Here is a 17,157-nt window from a genome sequence, read left to right on the forward strand (position 1 = left end):
AGAGCGACGATGCCCAAGAAGCTGGTCGTCATCGGCAACGGAATGGCCGCCGGCCGCGTCCTGGAAGAACTCTTCGAGCGCGCGCCTGGAGCCTACGAGGTCACGATCTTCGGCGCCGAGCCGCGGGTGAACTACAACCGGATCATGCTCTCGCCCGTCCTATCCGGCGAGAAGACCTACGAGGACATCCTGATCCACGACGATGCCTGGTACGAAACGCATGGCATCACGCTCCATCGCGGCAGGACCGTGGTCGAGATCGACCGCGCCGCCAAGCGCGTCGTCGCGGCGGATGGCACCGGCGCCGCGTATGACCGGCTCATCGTGGCGACCGGGTCGATGCCCTTCGTGGTGCCGATCCCCGGCGCGGCTCTGCCGGGCGTGGTCACATACCGCGACCTCGACGACGTGGAGAAGATGCTCGTAACAGCGCAAGGCGGCGGGCGGGCCATCGTCATCGGCGGCGGTCTCCTCGGGCTTGAGGCTGCGGCGGGTCTGAAGGCGCAGGGCATGGAGGTCACGGTTCTGCACCTCATGCCCACGCTGATGGAACGCCAGCTCGATCCGTCCGCCGGATACCTGCTGCAGAAAGCCTTCGAGGATCGCGGCATCGCCGTGAGGTGCAAGGCCAACACCTATGCGATCCTGGGCGAGACTCATGTCACCGGCGTCAGGCTCGACGACGGCACCGAAATCGCGGCCGATATCGTGGTCATGGCGGTCGGCATCCGACCGAACGCGGCGCTCGCGAAGGCAGCCGGGCTCGACACCAACCGGGGCGTTCTCGTGGGCGACGACATGCGCACGAGCGATCCCGACATCTTCTCGGTCGGCGAATGCGTCGAGCATCGGGGGCTCTGCTACGGGCTTGTGGCTCCGCTCTACGAGATGGCCAAGGTCGTGGCCGCGCAGCTCGCGGGCGACGCGACGGCCGCCTATACCGGTTCCGTGACCGCCACCAAGCTGAAGGTCACGGGCATCGACCTGTTCTCGGCCGGCGATTTCGGCGAGGCCAAGGACCGCCAGGACATCGTCCTGCGCGATGCCGCGCGCGGGGTCTACAAGCGCCTCGTGCTCAAGGAGAACCGCATCGTCGGGGCGGTGCTCTATGGCGAGACGGGGGATGGATCCTGGTTCTTCGACCTCCTGCGCAAGGAGACGGACGTCTCCGACCTGCGCGACACCCTGATTTTCGGCCAGTCCTACGTCGGAGGCGCTCCCCTGGACCCTACGGCGGCCGTTGCAGCCTTGCCGGATGATGCGGAGATCTGCGGCTGCAACGGCGTCTGCAAAGGCAAGATCGTCCAGGCGATCAACGACAAAGGCCTGAGTACCCTGGCCGAGGTGAGGGCGCACACGAAAGCCTCGGCCTCCTGCGGCACCTGCACGGGCCTCGTCGAGCAGGTGATGACCCTCACCTTGGGAGACAAGTTCGCGAAATCGACCGTCGAGCCCATGTGCGCCTGTACCGACCTCGGCCATGACGACGTGCGCCGGCTCATCCGGGCCGCAGAGCTGAAATCGATCCCGGCCGTGATGCAGGAGCTCGGGTGGAAGACCTCCTGCGGCTGCGCCAAGTGCCGGCCTGCCCTGAACTACTATCTCCTGTGCGACTGGCCGGAGGATTACGAGGACGATGGCCGCTCGCGCTTCATCAACGAGCGCGTCCACGCCAACATCCAGAAGGACGGCACCTATTCGGTCGTGCCGCGCATGTGGGGCGGATTGACCAACCCGCGCGAGCTGCGCGCCATCGCGGACGTGGCGGAGAAATACAACATTCCGACCGTGAAGGTCACGGGCGGGCAGCGCATCGACCTGCTGGGCGTGCGCAAGGAGGACCTGCCGGCGGTCTGGGCCGATCTCAACGATGCCGGCATGGTCTCGGGCCATGCCTATGCCAAGGGCCTGCGCACCGTGAAGACCTGTGTCGGCAAGGAGTGGTGCCGCTTCGGCACGCAGGATTCCACCGGCCTCGGCGTCAGAATCGAGAGGTTCATGTGGGGCTCCTGGACCCCGGCGAAGGTCAAGATGGGCGTCTCCGGATGCCCGCGGAACTGCTCCGAAGCGACCTGCAAGGACGTTGGGGTGATCTGCGTCGATTCCGGTTACGAGATTCATTTCGCGGGTGCCGCCGGCATTCACATCAAGGGCACGCAGGTGCTCTGCAAGGTGGCCGAGGAGGACGAATGCATCGAGGTGATCGCGGCCCTGACACAGCTCTATCGCGAGCAGGGGCATTACCTCGAGCGCATGTACAAATGGGCCGACCGGGTCGGGGTGGAGTCGATCCGGGCCATGGTGGTGGACGACCTCGGCAAGCGCCGTGACCTCTACGAGCGCTTCGTGATCTCACAGCGCAATGCGCAGATCGATCCATGGGCCGAGCGGGTCGCCGGCCGGGATGCGCACGAATTCAGGCCCATGGCGAACTTCACCCTGGCGGAGGCGGCGGAATGAGCGAATGGATCGACGTGGGCACGGTCGACGACGTGCCCCTTCTCGGATCGCGCGTCGTGCAGGCGCCGTCCGGTGACATCGCGGTCTTCAAGGCGGCGGACGGAGCGCTCTTCGCCCTGCGCGACCGCTGTCCCCACAAGGGTGGACCGCTGTCGCAGGGCATCGTGCACGGCCATTCCGTGACCTGTCCCCTGCACAATTGGGTGATCAGCTTGGCGAGCGGCGAGGCGCAGGGAGCCGACCAAGGCTGCGCGCACAGGATCCCGCTGCGGATCGAGGGCGGTCGCATCCTGCTTGCCGCTTCCGCGCTCATGGCGCGTGCCGCCTGAGGAGGATGGATGGCGACCGGATCCCCGACCCGGACTACATGCCCCTATTGCGGCGTCGGCTGCGGCGTCGTGGCGACCCCGCAGGAGGACGGCACGGTCGCGATCAGGGGCGACGAGCAGCACCCGGCCAATTTCGGCCGCCTGTGCTCGAAGGGTTCGGCGCTGGGCGAGACGCTGGGCCTCGACGACCGGCTGCTTCACCCTGAGATCGGCGGGCGGCGCGCCGACTGGAATGAAGCGCTCGAACTCGTGGCACGGCGGTTCTCGGAGACGATTGCCGCGCATGGCCCGGAATCGGTCGCGTTCTACGGCTCCGGCCAGCTCCTCACCGAGGATTATTATGTCGCCAACAAGCTGATGAAGGGCTTCATCGGCGCGGCCAATATCGACACCAACTCCCGACTCTGCATGGCCTCGTCGGTCGCCGGTCACGTCCGCGCGTTCGGCTCCGACACCGTGCCCGGCACCTACGAGGATCTTGAGGAGGCCGATCTCGTCGTCCTCGTCGGCTCGAACATGACCTGGTGCCATCCCGTCCTGTTCCAGCGGCTTCTGGCGGCGCGCGAGCGGCGTGGCACGACGATCGTAGTGATCGATCCGCGCCGCACCGTGACCGCGGAGGCGGCCGATCTCCATCTGGCGATCGCGCCCAATTCCGATGGGGCGCTGTTCGCGGGTCTGCTCGACCATCTCGACCGGATCGGCCTGCGTGACGGCGATTACGTGGAGCGCCACACCTCGGGTCTCGACGCGGCCCTGTCGGCCGCGCGGGACTGCGGCTTTCCGGGCGCCCTTCAGGCCACACACCTTCCGCCTGAGCAGCTCCGCGAGTTCTACACGCTCTGGAGTCGCTCGGAGCGGGTCGTCACGGCCTATTCGCAAGGCGTGAACCAGTCGGTCGTCGGCACCGACAAGGTGAACGCCATCATCAACTGCCACCTGTTCACCGGCCGCATCGGGCGGCCCGGCATGGGGCCTTTCTCGCTGACCGGCCAGCCCAACGCCATGGGCGGGCGCGAGGTGGGAGGGCTCGCCAATATGCTGGCCGCGCATCTCGACATCAACCGCCCCGACCATCGCGAGCTGGTGCGGTCCTTCTGGGGCAGCCCCAGGATCGCCACCCGGCCCGGCCTGAAGGCCGTAGATCTCTTCCGGGCCGTCGGCGAGGGACGCGTCAAGGCACTCTGGATCATGGGCACCAATCCGGCCGATTCCATGCCCGATGCCGATGCCGTCCAGGAGGCCCTGCGCGCCTGTCCGTTCGTGGTCGTGAGCGACGTCGTGCGGACCGACACCACGCGCCATGCCCATGTCGTTCTGCCGGCCGCCGCCTGGGCGGAGAAGAGCGGCACGGTGACGAATTCCGAGCGCCGCATCTCGCGCCAGCGCTCGTTTCTCGCGTCGCCGGGCGAAGCGCGGCCTGATTGGCGCATCGTCTGTGACGTGGCCGCCCGCATGGGCTTTTCCGAGACATTCGATTATCAGTCCCCGGCGGAGATCTTCCGCGAACACGCGGCGCTGTCCGGCCTCGCGAACGACGGAACCCGCGATTTCGACATCTCGGCCTGCGCCGAGCTGAGCGAGAGCGCCTATGACGCGCTGGCGCCGTTCCAGTGGCCGCGCCGGGCAGGCGAGGCGCTCGACGGAATCACGACGCGCTTCTTCGCCGAGGGAAGATTCTACACGCCCGACCGGCGAGGGCGCTTCGTGCCGACGCAGATCGTGCTGCCGGAGGTGTCGGGGGATTTTCCGCTGACTCTCAACACGGGCCGCATCCGCGATCAGTGGCACACGATGACGCGCACGGCGAAGACGCCGCGCCTGATGAGCCATTATGCGGAGAGCTTCTGCGAGATCCATCCCGACGATGCCGAGGATGCCGGCATCGGTCCCGCCGCCCTGGTGCGGATCGTCAGCCCTCAGGGAGCGGCCGTGGTGCGCGCTCTCGTGACCGAGCGTCAGCAGAAGGGCAGCGTCTTCGTCCCCATGCACTGGACCGACCAGCACGCCGCGCAGGGGCGCATCGGCGCGGCGGTTCTGCCGGCGACGGACCCGGTCTCCGGTCAGCCCGGTCTCAAGTTCTCCCATGCGCGCATCGAGCCGTACGAGGCCGCCTGGTACGGCTTCGCGGTGGTGCGCAACAGGCCGGAGACGATCCCGGCGGAGTACTGGGCGATCGCCCGCGCCGAAGGCGGCTGGCGCATCGAGCTCGCCGGCACCGCGCCGGCGCAGGATTGGGCCGAATATGCCGCCGCTCTGATCGGCTGCGGCGAGAAGCCTGAAACGCTGTCCTACAGCGATCAGGACCAGGCGAGCTTCCGGCTCGCGACGTTCTCGGGTGACATTTTGCTCGGCGCGCTCTTCATCGCCCCGCAGCCGGTCGCCGTGTCGCGGACTTGGTTGGTCGAGCATCTGGCGGCGGCGGAGATCCGGGGCGCCGATCGGCTTCGCCTGCTGAGCGGGCGTCCCGGCACCGACCAGTCGGATCCCGGCCCGATCGTCTGCGCATGCTTCTCGGTCGGCGCGAACCAGATCGCGGCCGCCGTCGAGAACGGCGCCGCAAGCGTCGAGGCGGTTGGCGAGGCTCTCCGCGCGGGCACGAATTGCGGCTCCTGCCGCGTTGAAATCAGGAGGTTGATCGATGCTGCAGCCCTTAAGAAAGCCGTCTGAAGCGGAGCCGGGCCGGCTCGGCCGGCTGGCCAAGCTGCCGGTCTTCTTCGACCTGAAGGATCGGCGCGCGGTGCTGGTCGGCGGCACGCCCGGCGCGGCCTGGAAGGCGGAGCTGCTCGCGGCTGCCGGCGCCCGCGTGGACATCTATGCCCTCGACCTTTCAGCCGAGATGGACGCCCTGCTCGCGCGCGGCGCGGCCGACGGCACGCTCGTGCTTCATCGCTACGCCTGGTCTGCGGCCATCCTGGCGGATGCAGCGCTCGCGGTGGCCGATCTCGACGACGAGGACGAAGCGGAGACGTTCGCCGCCGCGGCACGCGCGGCCGGCATACCGGTCAATGTGGTCGACAAGCCCGGCCACTGCGATTTCCAGTTCGGATCGGTCGTCAACCGCTCGCCCGTGGTGATCGGCATCTCGACCGACGGCGCCGCGCCGATCCTCGGCCAGGCGATCCGCCGCAAGATCGAGACGCTGCTGCATCCCTCCGTGGCCTCCTGGGCGGCCCTCGCCAAGCACCTGCGCGAGCGCGTGATGGAGCATCTCGCGCCCGGCGCGGCGCGGCGTGCCTTCTGGGAGCGCTTCGCCGATCTCGCCTTCCGGGGCCGGTCACCGGACAGCTTCGGAACCAGCGTGGAGGCGGTGCTGGAGCAGATCGCCTCCGCGCCGGCGCCGAGAGTGGGGCGCGTGACGCTCGTGGGGGCAGGGCCCGGCGACGCCGAGCTGCTGACGCTCAAGGCCATGCGGGCGCTGCAATCGGCCGACGTCATCCTCTTCGACGATCTCGTGTCCGAGGACGTGCTGGAGCTCGCCCGCCGCGAGGCGAAGCGCCTCATGGTCGGCAAGCGGGGAGGACGCGCCTCCTGCGCGCAGGGTGACATCAACGACCTCATGACCCGCCTGGCCCGCCAGGGAAAGCACGTGGTGCGGCTGAAATCCGGCGACCCGATGATCTTCGGCCGCGCCGGCGAGGAGATCGAGCATCTCGAGACGGCGGGCATTCCCGTCGACGTGGTGCCGGGGATCACGGCCGGCATCGCCCTGGCGTCCGCGCTCGGCGTGTCGCTCACCCATCGCGACATGGCGCAGTCAGTCCGTTTCGTGACGGGATGCGCGAAGACCGGAGCGCTGCCGGCCGGCCTCGACTGGCAGGGCCTCGCGGATCCGAACACCACGACAATCTTCTACATGGCCGGCGGCACCGCGGGCGCCATCGCCGACCGGCTGATCGCGGCGGGCTGCTCGCCGGGGCTGCCGGCCGTGATGGTCTCGGACGTGTCCCGCGGCGACGAACGCTGGACGGGGGCTCTTGCCGATCTCGGCCGGGCGAGCGAGCGTCGCGATCCGTCGAAGCCCGTCATCATCGGGGTCGGCCGCGTGTTCATGCGGGCGGCAAAAACCGGTACGATGGGGCTCGGCCATCAGGCGGCGCTCGACGCGACCGCCTGAACGGACCAGAGAGGCAGGATCATGCTGGATGGACGCCGCATCGCCGTACCCGAGAGTCGGGAACTGGACCTGTTCACGCGGATGCTCGAACGGCATGGCGCGGTTGCGGTCCGTTGCCCGCTGGTGTCGATCCACGACGTGGAGGACCCGGCTCCCGTCGATGCCTGGATCGACCGGCTCGTCCAGGGCCGGCATGATTTCGTGGTCCTCTACACCGGGGAGGGCTTGTCTCGGCTTCTCGGCTTCGCGCGCCGCCTGGGCGTCGAAGCGGACGCGATCGCCGCTTTGGGCCGGGCCTGTAAGGTCGCCCGCGGGCCCAAGCCGGCGAAAGTCCTGCGCGGCATCGGCCTCGCGCCCGACGTGATGGCCGAGGAGCCGACGACCGCCGGGCTGATGACAACCCTGTCGGGCCTCCCCGTCGCGGGCAAGCGCGTCGGCGTTCTGCTCTACCCGGGCGGCGAGGAGGCCTTGCCGGCCTTCCTCGCAGCTGCCGGCGCGGCGGTCGATCCGGTCCTGAGCTATCGCTATGCCTCGGACGAGGAGGACGAACGGGTCCTGGCGTTCATCGGGGAGCTCGCCTCGGGCACCGTCGACCTGATCGCCTTCACGAGTTCGGCCCAGGTGCGGCGGCTCAAGGAGGTGGCGCGGCGGTTCGGCAGGGACGCGGACCTCGATGCGGCCATGCATCGGACCCTGATCGCCGCCGTCGGGCCGGTCACGGCGGAAGCGGTCGAGACGGCGGGCTGGCCCGTCGGGGCGATGCCGCAGGACAGCTATCATCTCAAGCCGCTGGTGATGGCCTTCGGCCGGAGATTGTCGCAATCCGACGGCGTCAGCGCGCCTGTGTGATCCCGTCGCCTGCCTGGAGCAGAGCCTTCAGACCTTCCCGGTAGGTGGGATGACGTAGAACCACCCCGAGCTCTGTCTTGATGCGCGTGTTCCTCACGCGCTTGTTGTCCGAGTAGAAGGAGCGCGCCATCGGGGTCTGGTCGGCGTCTTCGAACGGCACCTCCGGGGGCGGCTCGCGTCCGAGCAGTTCCGCCGCATGGGCGATGACGTCCTGCGGAGGACCCGGCTCGTCGTCCGCGACATTGTAGATCGCGTTCCGGTGCGGGCGCTCGATGGAGGCCATCAGCACCTGGGCGATATCGGCCGTGTGGATGCGGTTGAAGACCTGACCCTTCTTGACGATCCGCTTGGCGCTGCCGTCGGCGATCTTCACCAGGGCGTTGCGGCCCGGCCCATAGATGCCAGCGAGGCGAAACACCTGAACGGCGAACGGAGCGCTCTGGCCGAGAGCCAGCCATTGCCCCTCGGCCGCGATGCGGTGGCGCGAGCGGACCGTGGCGGGATTGGGCGGCGTCGTCTCGTCCACCCAGGCGCCGTCCGCATCGCCATAGACGCCGACGGTGGACAGGTAGCCGACCCAGCGCAGGTTCGGCGCCGCCGCGATGGCCTGAGAAAAGTGCTCCAGCACTGGATCCGTCTCGCCCGATGGCGGAATCGAGACGAGAAGCGCATCGGCCCGGGCGATCCGATCCAGGATGCCGGGATCGAAGTCGGCGCCGTCGAACCGGTAAGCCTGGAAGCCGTCCCCCGCCATGGCCCGAACCTTCTCCGGCGACCGGACGGTGCCACCGACTTCTGCGAAGCGGTCGCGGTAAAGGCCGATGAACTGGCGGACGGAATAACCGAGACCGAAAACGAACAGATTCATGAGATGAATAAGTGTTGCCATGCAAGGGGTCGTCGGTCGGACCCTAGCGCGACCGGGCAGACCCGGCAATCGCCCGCCCGACGGGTCGGCGTGACCTGGAACCCGGAGCCACCGGCTTGACCCACCTGTCATGGCCGGCCCTGTGGCGGCCATCCCGATCCGATGAAGCGCGGCGCTTCCGACAACCGGGATCACCGGGACAAGCCCGGTGATGACGGAGAGAGACGAAGACAACCCCGCAGAATTCGTGACCGTTCTTCCGTTCCCCGACCCCGACTTTTCGACGGCTTGATCAGGGCGGGTCGTCCGGGCCATAACGGGCAGCCGAAACAGGCCGGGCTGTCATCGGTCGAGCGGCTCTGCTCCCATCGAACTCCGGCATGGAGGCGATCCATGGTTTTGACCAACGAGGACATGGTCGATCTGGTGGCTTTTCGGCGAAAGCTCCATCGCATGCCCGAACTCTCCCGCGAGGAGGTTCAGACGGCTGGCAGCGTGCGGGCGTTCCTGGCGCCGACGCGTCCGGACCGGATCATCTCCGGGCTCGGAGGGCATGGCATCGCGGCGGTCTACGAGGGCAGGGAACCGGGCCCGACCATCCTGATTCGCTCGGAGCTCGATGGGCTGCCGATCGAGGAAATCTCCGATGCGCCCCACCGCTCGGCCACGCCCGGCAAGGGTCATCTGTGCGGGCACGACGGACACACGGCGATCCTCGCCGGTCTCGCACGCGCGCTCGGACGCCAGCGGCCGCAGCGCGGCCGGGCCGTCCTGCTGTTCCAGCCGGCCGAGGAGGACGGCTCCGGAGCCGCCGCCGTCGTGGCCGACCCGCGCTTTCGCGAGATCAGCCCTGATTTCTCATTCGCCCTGCACAATCTCCCCGGGCTGCCCTTCGGGCATGTCGCGTTGGCGGAAGGGCCGGTCAATTGCGCGTCGCGAGGCATGCGCATCGTCCTGAACGGCAAGACCGCCCATGCGTCGATGCCCGAGACCGGCCTGTCGCCCGTGCCTGTGGTGGCCGAGCTGATGCCGGCGCTCACGGCGCTCGGTCATGGCGGTCCGCTGGACAGCGACTTCGCGATGGTCACCGTCACCCATGTAAAGATCGGCGAGCCGGCTTTCGGCGTCGCCCCGGCACGGGCCGAGATCTGGGCGACCCTGCGCACGATGACCGATGCCGGCATGGAGGATCTGTGCGTGAGCGCCGAACATCTCGTCCTGAGCGCCGCCCGCAACCGGGGGCTCAGCGTCGAGATCTCCCACGACGACATCTTCCAGCATTGCGAGAACGCACCGGAGGCCGTGGCCCATCTCCGCCGCGCGCTGGACGAAGAGGGCGTGCCGCATGACGAGGGTGAGCTTCCGCTGCGGGCCTCCGAGGATTTCGGACGCTTCGGCCAGAGGGCGCCGGCGGCCATGTTCTTCCTCGGGGCCGGCAAGGATTACCCGAGCCTGCACAACCCCGATTACGATTTCCCCGACGACCTGATCGGGATCGGCGCGCGCGTGTTCATGCGGACATTGCGGAATCTGCTCGGATAGGTTGGGCGCGGGGCTGGTGCGAGTGTCATGCGCTGAGCCGATGCATTCCTTCCCACGTCATCACCGGCCTTGTGCCGGTGATCTCGATACGGTGAGGCGCAGTGCTTCAAACAATCGGGATAGCCGGCACAAGGCCGGCCATGACGTCGAAGGGGCGGTTCCAGATATGGTGGGGTGAAGACGAAAACCCTAAAGCGGCAGACCGCGCAGGGCCGAGACCGCCTGCATGACGCCGCGCAGCTCGGCCAGCCCTCTCATCCGGCCGATGATCGGATAGCCCGGATGGGTGGGACGGCCCACGTCGTCGAGAAGCTCGTGCCCGTGGTCCGGTCGCATCGGAATGCGCCAGTGCGGATGACCGGCAACCTTGCGGCGCTTCTGCTCCTCGAGCAGCACCGTCACGAGGGCCACCATGTCGGTGTCGCCGCCCAGGTGATCGGCCTCCATGAAGGAGCCGTCGGGATCCTTGGCCACGTTGCGCAGATGCGCGAACCAGATCCGGTCCGAGAAGCGCTTCGCGATGGCCGGAACGTCGTTGACCGGATTGGCTCCGAGCGACCCGCTGCAGAGCGTGAGGCCGTTCGCCGGCGCATCGACAGCATCCAGGATGAAGGCGATGTCGTCCGCGTTGGACACGATGCGGGGCAGGCCCATGAGCGGGCGCGGCGGATCGTCGGGATGGATGCACATGCGGATCCCCACCTCTTCCGCGGTCGGGATCACCTCGCGCAGGAAGTGGGCCAGGTTCTCGCGAAGGGCCGCGGCGTCGATGTCCCGGTAGCGGTCCAGCATGACGCGCAGGCCCGGAACGTCGTAGCGGTCATAGGCACCGGGCAGACCCGCCATGATGTTCGAGAGGAGCTTGCGTCGGTCGGTTTCCGACGAGCGGAGATGCCATTCCTTCGCGCGCGTCAGCACGCTCGCCGAGTAATCCGCCTCCGCGTCGGGACGCTCCAGCATGTAGCAGTCGAAGGCTGCGAATTCATGGATGTTGAAGCGCAGGGCCGTGCCGCCGCCCGGAAGCGGGTAGGCGAGTTCGGTGCGGGTCCAGTCGACCACGGGCATGAAATTGTAGCAGATCGTCGTGACGCCGCATTGCGCGAGGTTGCGCATGGACTGGCGGTAATGGTCGAACAGGGACGTCAGGTCGCCTTCGCCGATCTTGATGCGCTCGTGGATCGGCAGGCTCTCGACCACGCTCCAGCGCAATCCGAGCGACGGATCGGCGGCGATGAGCGCTTTACGCTTCTCGATCTCCTCGACGCTCCAGATCACCCCATAAGGGATCTGATGCAGGGCCGTGACGATCCCGGTCGCGCCGGTCTGCCGGATGTGGGACAATTGAACGACATCGTCGGGACCGAACCAGCGCCAGGTCTGTTCCATGCTTGCCTCTCAGGGGTGGGGCCGAACGGGGGCGTCGGCCGAGGGGGCGAATTCTTGTCTGGAAGCGGTCACGCGCTGAGCACCTCCGGCAGGGCACTGGCCTCGGCCTCGAAGAGGTCGGGGTGCTTCGCGGCGAGTTCGGGCAGGGAGCGCAGGATCTCGCTGAGGTGCTGCTGCATGGCTGTCTCGGCCGCGACGGGATCGGACGCCTTGATGGCGTCGACGATCTCCGCGTGCTGCGCGACGATGAGATGGCGCGGGGTCGCCTGCTTCACGTCGAGATAGCGCACCCGGTCCATCTGCGGCTTGACGTCCTCGATCATGCGCCACGCCGCCGGCCGTCCGGCTGCTTCCGCCAAGAGGCGGTGGAATTCCTCGTCCAGCGCCATGAAATCGTCCGACGAGGTGGCCCGCTGGGCGCGCCGCTGCCGGGCCAGGCTGGCGTTCAGTTCCGCGATCAGCACGGGAGAGGCCTTCAGGGCCGCTTCGCGCACGACCGCGCATTCGACCGCGACGCGGATGAAGCGGGCATCCTCGACGGCCGCGCGTGAGATCTTCACCACCTGCGTGCCCCGCTGCGGCAGCACACGGACCAGCCCCGCCTCGCTCAGCTTGATCAGCGCTTCGCGGACGGGCGAACGGCTCACGCCGAATCGCTGCGCGAGATCCTGCTCCGACAGCATCTCGCCGGGTGCGAACTTCATGCTGACGATGGCCTGGCGAAGGGCGCGCGTGACCTGCCGGGCCATGGGCTCCCGGCTGACGTCGATCTTCGCGAGGGTCGGTCTATTGGTCATAAGTGGCACACTACCATACTAGTAGACCATTGCAAAGGAGCGTGGATCGTCTTAAGGTTTGCTCAATGAGGCGCTTGCAGCCGGTCCGGAAATGGGCCGGACGAAGCCCGAGGGAGTACGCCATGCTGATCCATCCGGACCGGCTGTTTCCTGTCGATCCCGCCAGCCGCGAGGTGGCGCGCCGGCTCTATGCGCAGGTGCGGGATCTGCCGATCATTTCTCCGCACGGCCATACGGATCCCCGCTGGTACGCGGAGAACGAACCGTTCCCGGATCCCGCCACGCTCTTCGTCATTCCCGATCACTACGTGTTCCGCATGCTCTACAGCCAGGGCGTGCGCCTGGAGGAGCTCGGGCTCGCGGCGAAGGACGGCAGCCCGGTCGAGCGCGATCCGCGGGCGATCTGGCGCCGCTTCGCGTCCCACTACCATCTCTTCCGCGGCACGCCCACACGCCTCTGGCTCGATCATACCTTCGCGACCCTGTTCGGCTTCACCGAGCGGCTGTCGGCCACGAACGCGGATGCCTATTACGACCGCATCGATGCGGCCCTGCGTACGCCGGAGTTCCGTCCGCGCGCGCTCTTCGAGCGCTTTCGCATCGAGGCGATCGCCACTACGGAGAGCCCGCTCGATCCGCTGAAGCATCACGAGACCATCCGGCGCTCGGGCTGGTCGGGGCGGGTGGTGACGGCGTACCGTCCCGATCCGGTGATCGATCCCGAATTCGAGGGCTTCCGTGAAAACCTCGTGCGCCTCGGTGAGATCACCGGCTGCGACACGGCCACGTGGAACGGCTATCTCGACGCGCACCGCAACCGGCGCGCCTTCTTCCGCCAGTACGGCGCGACCTCCACCGATCACGGCCACCCGACGGCGCGCACGGCCGACCTTTCGCCGGCCGATGCGGAGGCGCTGTTCCGCCGGGTCGTGGCCGGCGATGCCGGACCCGAGGACGCGGAGCTGTTCCGCGCGCAGATGCTCACCGAGATGGCCGCCATGAGCGTCGAGGACGGCATGGTCATGCAGCTCCATCCGGGCTCCTTCCGCAACCACAACGCGGCCCTGTTCCGGCGCTTCGGCCGCGACATGGGGGCGGACATCCCGCTGCAGACGGACTATGTCCGGGCGTTGAAGCCGCTGCTCGACCGGTTCGGCAACGAGCCCGGTTTCACGCTCATCCTCTTCACACTCGACGAGACGAGCTATTCGCGCGAGCTCGCGCCGCTCGCGGGCCATTATCCGGCCCTGAAGCTCGGCCCGGCCTGGTGGTTCTTCGATTCGCCCGAGGGCATGCGGCGCTTCCGCGAGCTCACGACGGAGACCGCCGGCTTCTCCAACACGGTCGGGTTCAACGACGACACGCGCGCCTACCTGTCGATCCCGGCCCGGCACGACGTGGCCCGCCGGGTCGACTGCGCCTATCTCGCCAACCTCGTGACGACGCACCGCCTCGACGAGGGCGAGGCGCACGAGGTGGCCTACGATCTCGCCTATCGCCTCGCGAAAGAGGCCTACAAGCTGTGACACGGGACATGGCCGACCATGAGCCATGTCGCACAGAACGGGAGGAAGACATGACGAACCTGATCACCAGGCGGACTTTCGTCGGCGGTGTCGCCGGCGCCGCCGGCGTTGCGACCCTCGGCGGAAAGGCCTTCGCGCAGGCGACCCTGCCCACGAGTCCGGTGACGCTCAACATCATCGACGTGGCCGGCAACCTGGCGCTGACCCAGAAGGCGATCGAGAACTACCGCAAAGCGAAGCCCAACCTCGTCTCGCGCATCACCTTCACCAAGGCGACGGCGCCGGAGCTCGCCGGCAAGATCAAGGCGCAGCAGGATGCGGGCCGGGTCGACATCGACCTCGTGCTCACCGGCACGGACGCGCTCTCCGCCGGTATCGAGCAAAAGCTCTGGGTCGACCTCGTCCCCGGCCAGGCGAATTCCCTGCCGAAGCTCGACGACATCTATCAGCCGGCCGCCGCCAAGATGCAGGGTCTGGCGAAAGGGCAGGGCGTCGTCGTGACCTATTACCCGTCCGGCCCGCTGCTCGAGTACATGCCCGACAAGGTCAAGAATGTTCCGACCACGGCGGAGGAGCTGCTCGCCTACACGAAGGCCAATCCGGGCCGCTTCCTCTATGCGCGTCCGGCCAATTCCGGCCCGGGCCGCACCTTCATCATGGGCCTGCCCTACATCCTGGGCGACAGCAACCCGCAGGATCCGGCCAAGGGCTGGGACAAGACCTGGGCCTACCTGAAGGAGCTCGGCCAGAACATCGAGTACTATCCGTCCGGCACGGGCGCCGTGATGAAGGAGCTCGGCGAAGGCTCCCGCGACATGACCGTGTCGACCACCGGCTGGGATATCAACCCGCGCGTCCTCGGGGTCGTGCCGAAGGAGGCCAAGGTGGCGGCGCTCAAGGGCTTCCACTGGGTGGCGGACGCCCATTACATGTGCGTGCCCAAGGGCCTGCCGAACGAGAAGCTCGCGGTGCTGCTCGATCTCATGAGCTTCCTGCTCACCAAGGAGCAGCAGGCCTACACCTACGACGAGGGCTACTTCTATCCGGGCCCGGCCGTGAAGGGCGTGACCCTCGATATGGCGCCCGCCGAGAGCCAGGCGGCGATCAAGGAATTCGGCCGTCCTGAATACGAGAAGTGGATCGCCGAGAACCCGATCGAGCTTCCGCTCCAGCCCGACCAGATGGTGGTCGCCTTCCGCCTGTGGGACGAGCAGGTCGGCGGCGGCAAGCGCAAGTAAGTCCGCGCAAGCAAGACCGCGCAGACAAGACGACAACAAGGACCCGCGATGACCATTGCCCTTTCCCAGTTCGACGAAGTCCGGCTCGATCGCGTGAGCCGCGACTTCGGGGCGCTCAACGCCCTGCGCGACGTTTCCCTCACGATCCGGCGGCGCGAGTTCATCGCGCTGCTCGGGCCGTCGGGCTGCGGCAAGTCGACGACGTTGAACTGCATCGCGGGTCTCCTGCCTGTGACCGGCGGGGCGATCTGGCTCGACAAGAGCCGGGTCGACACCCTGCGACCCGAGGAGCGCGGGTTCGGGATGGTGTTCCAGAACTACGCGCTCTTTCCCCATCTCAACGTGCGCCAGAACATCGGCTTCGGGCTCAAGATGCGCGGGACCCCGAAAGCCGAGATCGACCGCAAGGTCGACGAGGCGCTCAGCCTCGTGCGCCTGCAGGGCCAGGAGAACAAGCTGCCGGGCCAGCTCTCCGGCGGCCAGCAGCAGCGCGTGGCGATCGCCCGCGCGATCGTCATCGAGCCGCCGCTCGTGCTCATGGACGAGCCGCTGTCCAATCTCGATGCAAAGCTCCGCCTCGAGATGCGCGCCGAGATCCGGCGCATCCACAACGAGCTCGGGGCCACGACCATCTACGTGACCCACGACCAGGACGAGGCCCTGTCGCTCGCCGACCGCATCGTGGTTCTGCGCGACGGCGTGGTCCGGCAGGTCGGCACGCCCAAGGAGCTCTACGAGGCGCCGGGCCATCTCGACGTGGCCGACTTCATGGGCTTCCGCAACAAGCTGAAAGGCAAGGTCGTCGGCACCGAGGGCGCCCGGGCCGTCCTCGACGTGGAGGGCGCGCGGATCAGCGGCGTCGCCCGCGAGACCCTGTCCGCCGGTGCCACGGCCTTCGCGGCCATCCGGCCGGACGACCTCATGGTCGGGGAGGCGGGGCCGAACGCCATCGCGGTCACCGTCGACACCATCGAGTACCGCGGACGCGAGTTCGTCGGCACCGCCCATTCGGCCGGCGGTCTCGACTTCGTGTTCCGGTCGCACCAGCCGGTCGAGCCCGGTTCGCAGGTGCATCTGCGGGCGGATGACGGGCGCGTTCTCGTCTTCGCGGAGCCGATCCAGGGGAGGCAGTGATGGACGCCCTTGCTCCCGCGACCCCCGTTGAGCACGGCCCGAGCCTGCGCCAGCGCCTCGCCGCGCGAGGCTTCGACGCGGTGACGCTGCTCGTCGTTCCGGCGGCGATCTTCAGCCTGCTCCTCTTCGTCTATCCGTTCGCGTTCGGGTTCGTTCTGTCCTTCGAGCCGAAGGCCGGCGGCGACTGGCTGGCCAACTACAAGCGCTTCTTCTCGGACCCGTTCCTGTATGACACGATCGCCAACACGCTCCGGCTCGCGATCCCCGTCACGCTGATCAACCTGCTGCTGGCGGTGCCGATCGCGTTCCGCGTGCGCCTGATGCGGCGCCAGCGCCTGCTGACCACGATCCTCGTCCTGCCGATCACCCTCGGCACCGTGCTCGTGGCCGAGGGCCTGCTGAACTATCTCGGGCCGCAGGGCTGGTTCAACCGCACCCTGATCACCTTCGGGCTGATCTCGCAGCCCCTGAAGCTCGTGCACAATTACTGGGGCGTCTTCGCCTCCCTGGTGATCACGGGCTTCCCGTTCACCTTCCTGCTGACCCTGTCCTACGTGACCGGCATCGACCCGGCCCTCGAGCAGGCGGCCGCGACGCTGGGCGCCAGCGCCTGGCAGCGCTTCCGCCACGTCTACCTGCCGCTGCTGATGCCGGGCTTCGCCATCACGTTCTGCCTGTCCTTCGTGCAGGCCTTCTCGGTCTTCCCGTCGGCGGTGCTGCTGGGCGAACCCGCGGGCGTGACCCGCGTGATCTCGATCGCCGCGGCCACGGCGGCCTTCGAGGAATACGACTACTCCATGGCGTCGGCGATCGCGATGATCATGGGCTTCGTGCAGCTCGCCATCGTGGTGGCGGTGCTCGCCTCCCGCGGGTTGTTCTACCGCGGTCCTGCCTCCGGCGCGAAAGGGTAA

Annotated in this window: 13 protein-coding genes; 10 read left to right on the forward strand and 3 right to left on the reverse strand. The window is 67.9% G+C overall.

The features are described 5' to 3' along the window. Positions 1–9: 9 nt before the first annotated feature. Genes nirB through KBI52_RS24985 form a run of 5 tightly spaced genes read left to right on the forward strand, consistent with a single transcriptional unit; the run spans position 10 to position 7,755 of the window. On the forward strand, positions 10–2,460 hold the full coding sequence (gene nirB, locus KBI52_RS24965) for a nitrite reductase large subunit NirB (protein ID WP_210812088.1): 2,451 nt from the start codon (positions 10–12) through the stop codon (positions 2,458–2,460). Next, positions 2,457–2,789: a nitrite reductase small subunit NirD gene (gene nirD, locus KBI52_RS24970; protein WP_210812089.1), complete on the forward strand. Its 333-nt coding sequence runs from the start codon at positions 2,457–2,459 to the stop codon at positions 2,787–2,789. Before nirB ends, nirD begins: the two co-directional genes overlap by 4 nt. Before the next feature lie 9 nt (positions 2,790–2,798). Then, entirely contained in the window at positions 2,799–5,459 is a 2,661-nt protein-coding gene (locus KBI52_RS24975) for a nitrate reductase (protein ID WP_210812090.1), read from the forward strand. Beyond that, positions 5,431–6,906, forward strand: a complete 1,476-nt coding sequence (gene cysG, locus KBI52_RS24980) for a siroheme synthase CysG (RefSeq protein ID WP_210812091.1) — start codon at positions 5,431–5,433, stop codon at positions 6,904–6,906. The genes KBI52_RS24975 and cysG overlap by 29 nt, the downstream gene beginning before the upstream one ends. Before the next feature lie 21 nt (positions 6,907–6,927). Continuing rightward, entirely contained in the window at positions 6,928–7,755 is an 828-nt protein-coding gene (locus tag KBI52_RS24985; RefSeq protein ID WP_210812092.1) for a uroporphyrinogen-III synthase, read from the forward strand. Here KBI52_RS24985 and KBI52_RS24990 read toward each other — a convergent pair. Next, positions 7,739–8,623 carry an SDR family oxidoreductase gene (locus KBI52_RS24990; protein WP_210812119.1) on the reverse strand — a complete coding sequence of 295 codons (885 nt, stop codon included), beginning with the start codon at positions 8,621–8,623 and terminating at the stop codon, positions 7,739–7,741. The genes KBI52_RS24985 and KBI52_RS24990 overlap by 17 nt on opposite strands. A gap of 393 nt (positions 8,624–9,016) precedes the next feature. Here KBI52_RS24990 and KBI52_RS24995 point away from each other — a divergent pair, with 393 nt between their 5' ends. Then, a complete protein-coding gene (locus KBI52_RS24995; RefSeq protein WP_210812093.1) occupies positions 9,017–10,165 on the forward strand; it encodes an amidohydrolase in 1,149 nt (382 codons plus the stop codon). Between the two features lie 189 nt (positions 10,166–10,354). Here the strand turns inward: KBI52_RS24995 and uxuA are convergent, their stop codons facing one another. Both uxuA and KBI52_RS25005 read right to left on the reverse strand, forming a co-directional pair. Beyond that, positions 10,355–11,551 carry a mannonate dehydratase gene (uxuA, locus tag KBI52_RS25000; protein ID WP_210812094.1) on the reverse strand — a complete coding sequence of 399 codons (1,197 nt, stop codon included), beginning with the start codon at positions 11,549–11,551 and terminating at the stop codon, positions 10,355–10,357. A gap of 68 nt (positions 11,552–11,619) precedes the next feature. Beyond that, positions 11,620–12,348 (reverse strand): GntR family transcriptional regulator, encoded by a 729-nt coding sequence (locus tag KBI52_RS25005; RefSeq protein ID WP_210812095.1) that lies wholly within the window; start codon positions 12,346–12,348, stop codon positions 11,620–11,622. 122 nt (positions 12,349–12,470) lie between these two features. Between KBI52_RS25005 and uxaC the strand changes: the two genes are divergently transcribed. From uxaC to KBI52_RS25025, 4 genes are read left to right on the forward strand one after another with little or no spacing between them, the layout of a single operon-like run. Continuing rightward, on the forward strand, positions 12,471–13,874 hold the full coding sequence (gene uxaC, locus KBI52_RS25010; protein ID WP_210812096.1) for a glucuronate isomerase: 1,404 nt from the start codon (positions 12,471–12,473) through the stop codon (positions 13,872–13,874). Between the two features lie 50 nt (positions 13,875–13,924). Further along, a complete protein-coding gene (locus KBI52_RS25015; RefSeq protein WP_173950325.1) occupies positions 13,925–15,112 on the forward strand; it encodes an ABC transporter substrate-binding protein in 1,188 nt (395 codons plus the stop codon). Positions 15,113–15,160: 48 nt separating this feature from the next. Beyond that, complete coding sequence (locus KBI52_RS25020) at positions 15,161–16,246, forward strand: ABC transporter ATP-binding protein (protein WP_210812097.1); 1,086 nt, start codon at positions 15,161–15,163, stop codon at positions 16,244–16,246. After that, a complete protein-coding gene (locus KBI52_RS25025) occupies positions 16,246–17,157 on the forward strand; it encodes an ABC transporter permease (protein ID WP_210812098.1) in 912 nt (303 codons plus the stop codon). The genes KBI52_RS25020 and KBI52_RS25025 overlap by 1 nt, the downstream gene beginning before the upstream one ends.

Origin of the sequence: Microvirga sp. HBU67558 (assembly GCF_018069605.1) — a bacterium.
GTDB lineage: Bacteria > Pseudomonadota > Alphaproteobacteria > Rhizobiales > Beijerinckiaceae > Microvirga > Microvirga terrae.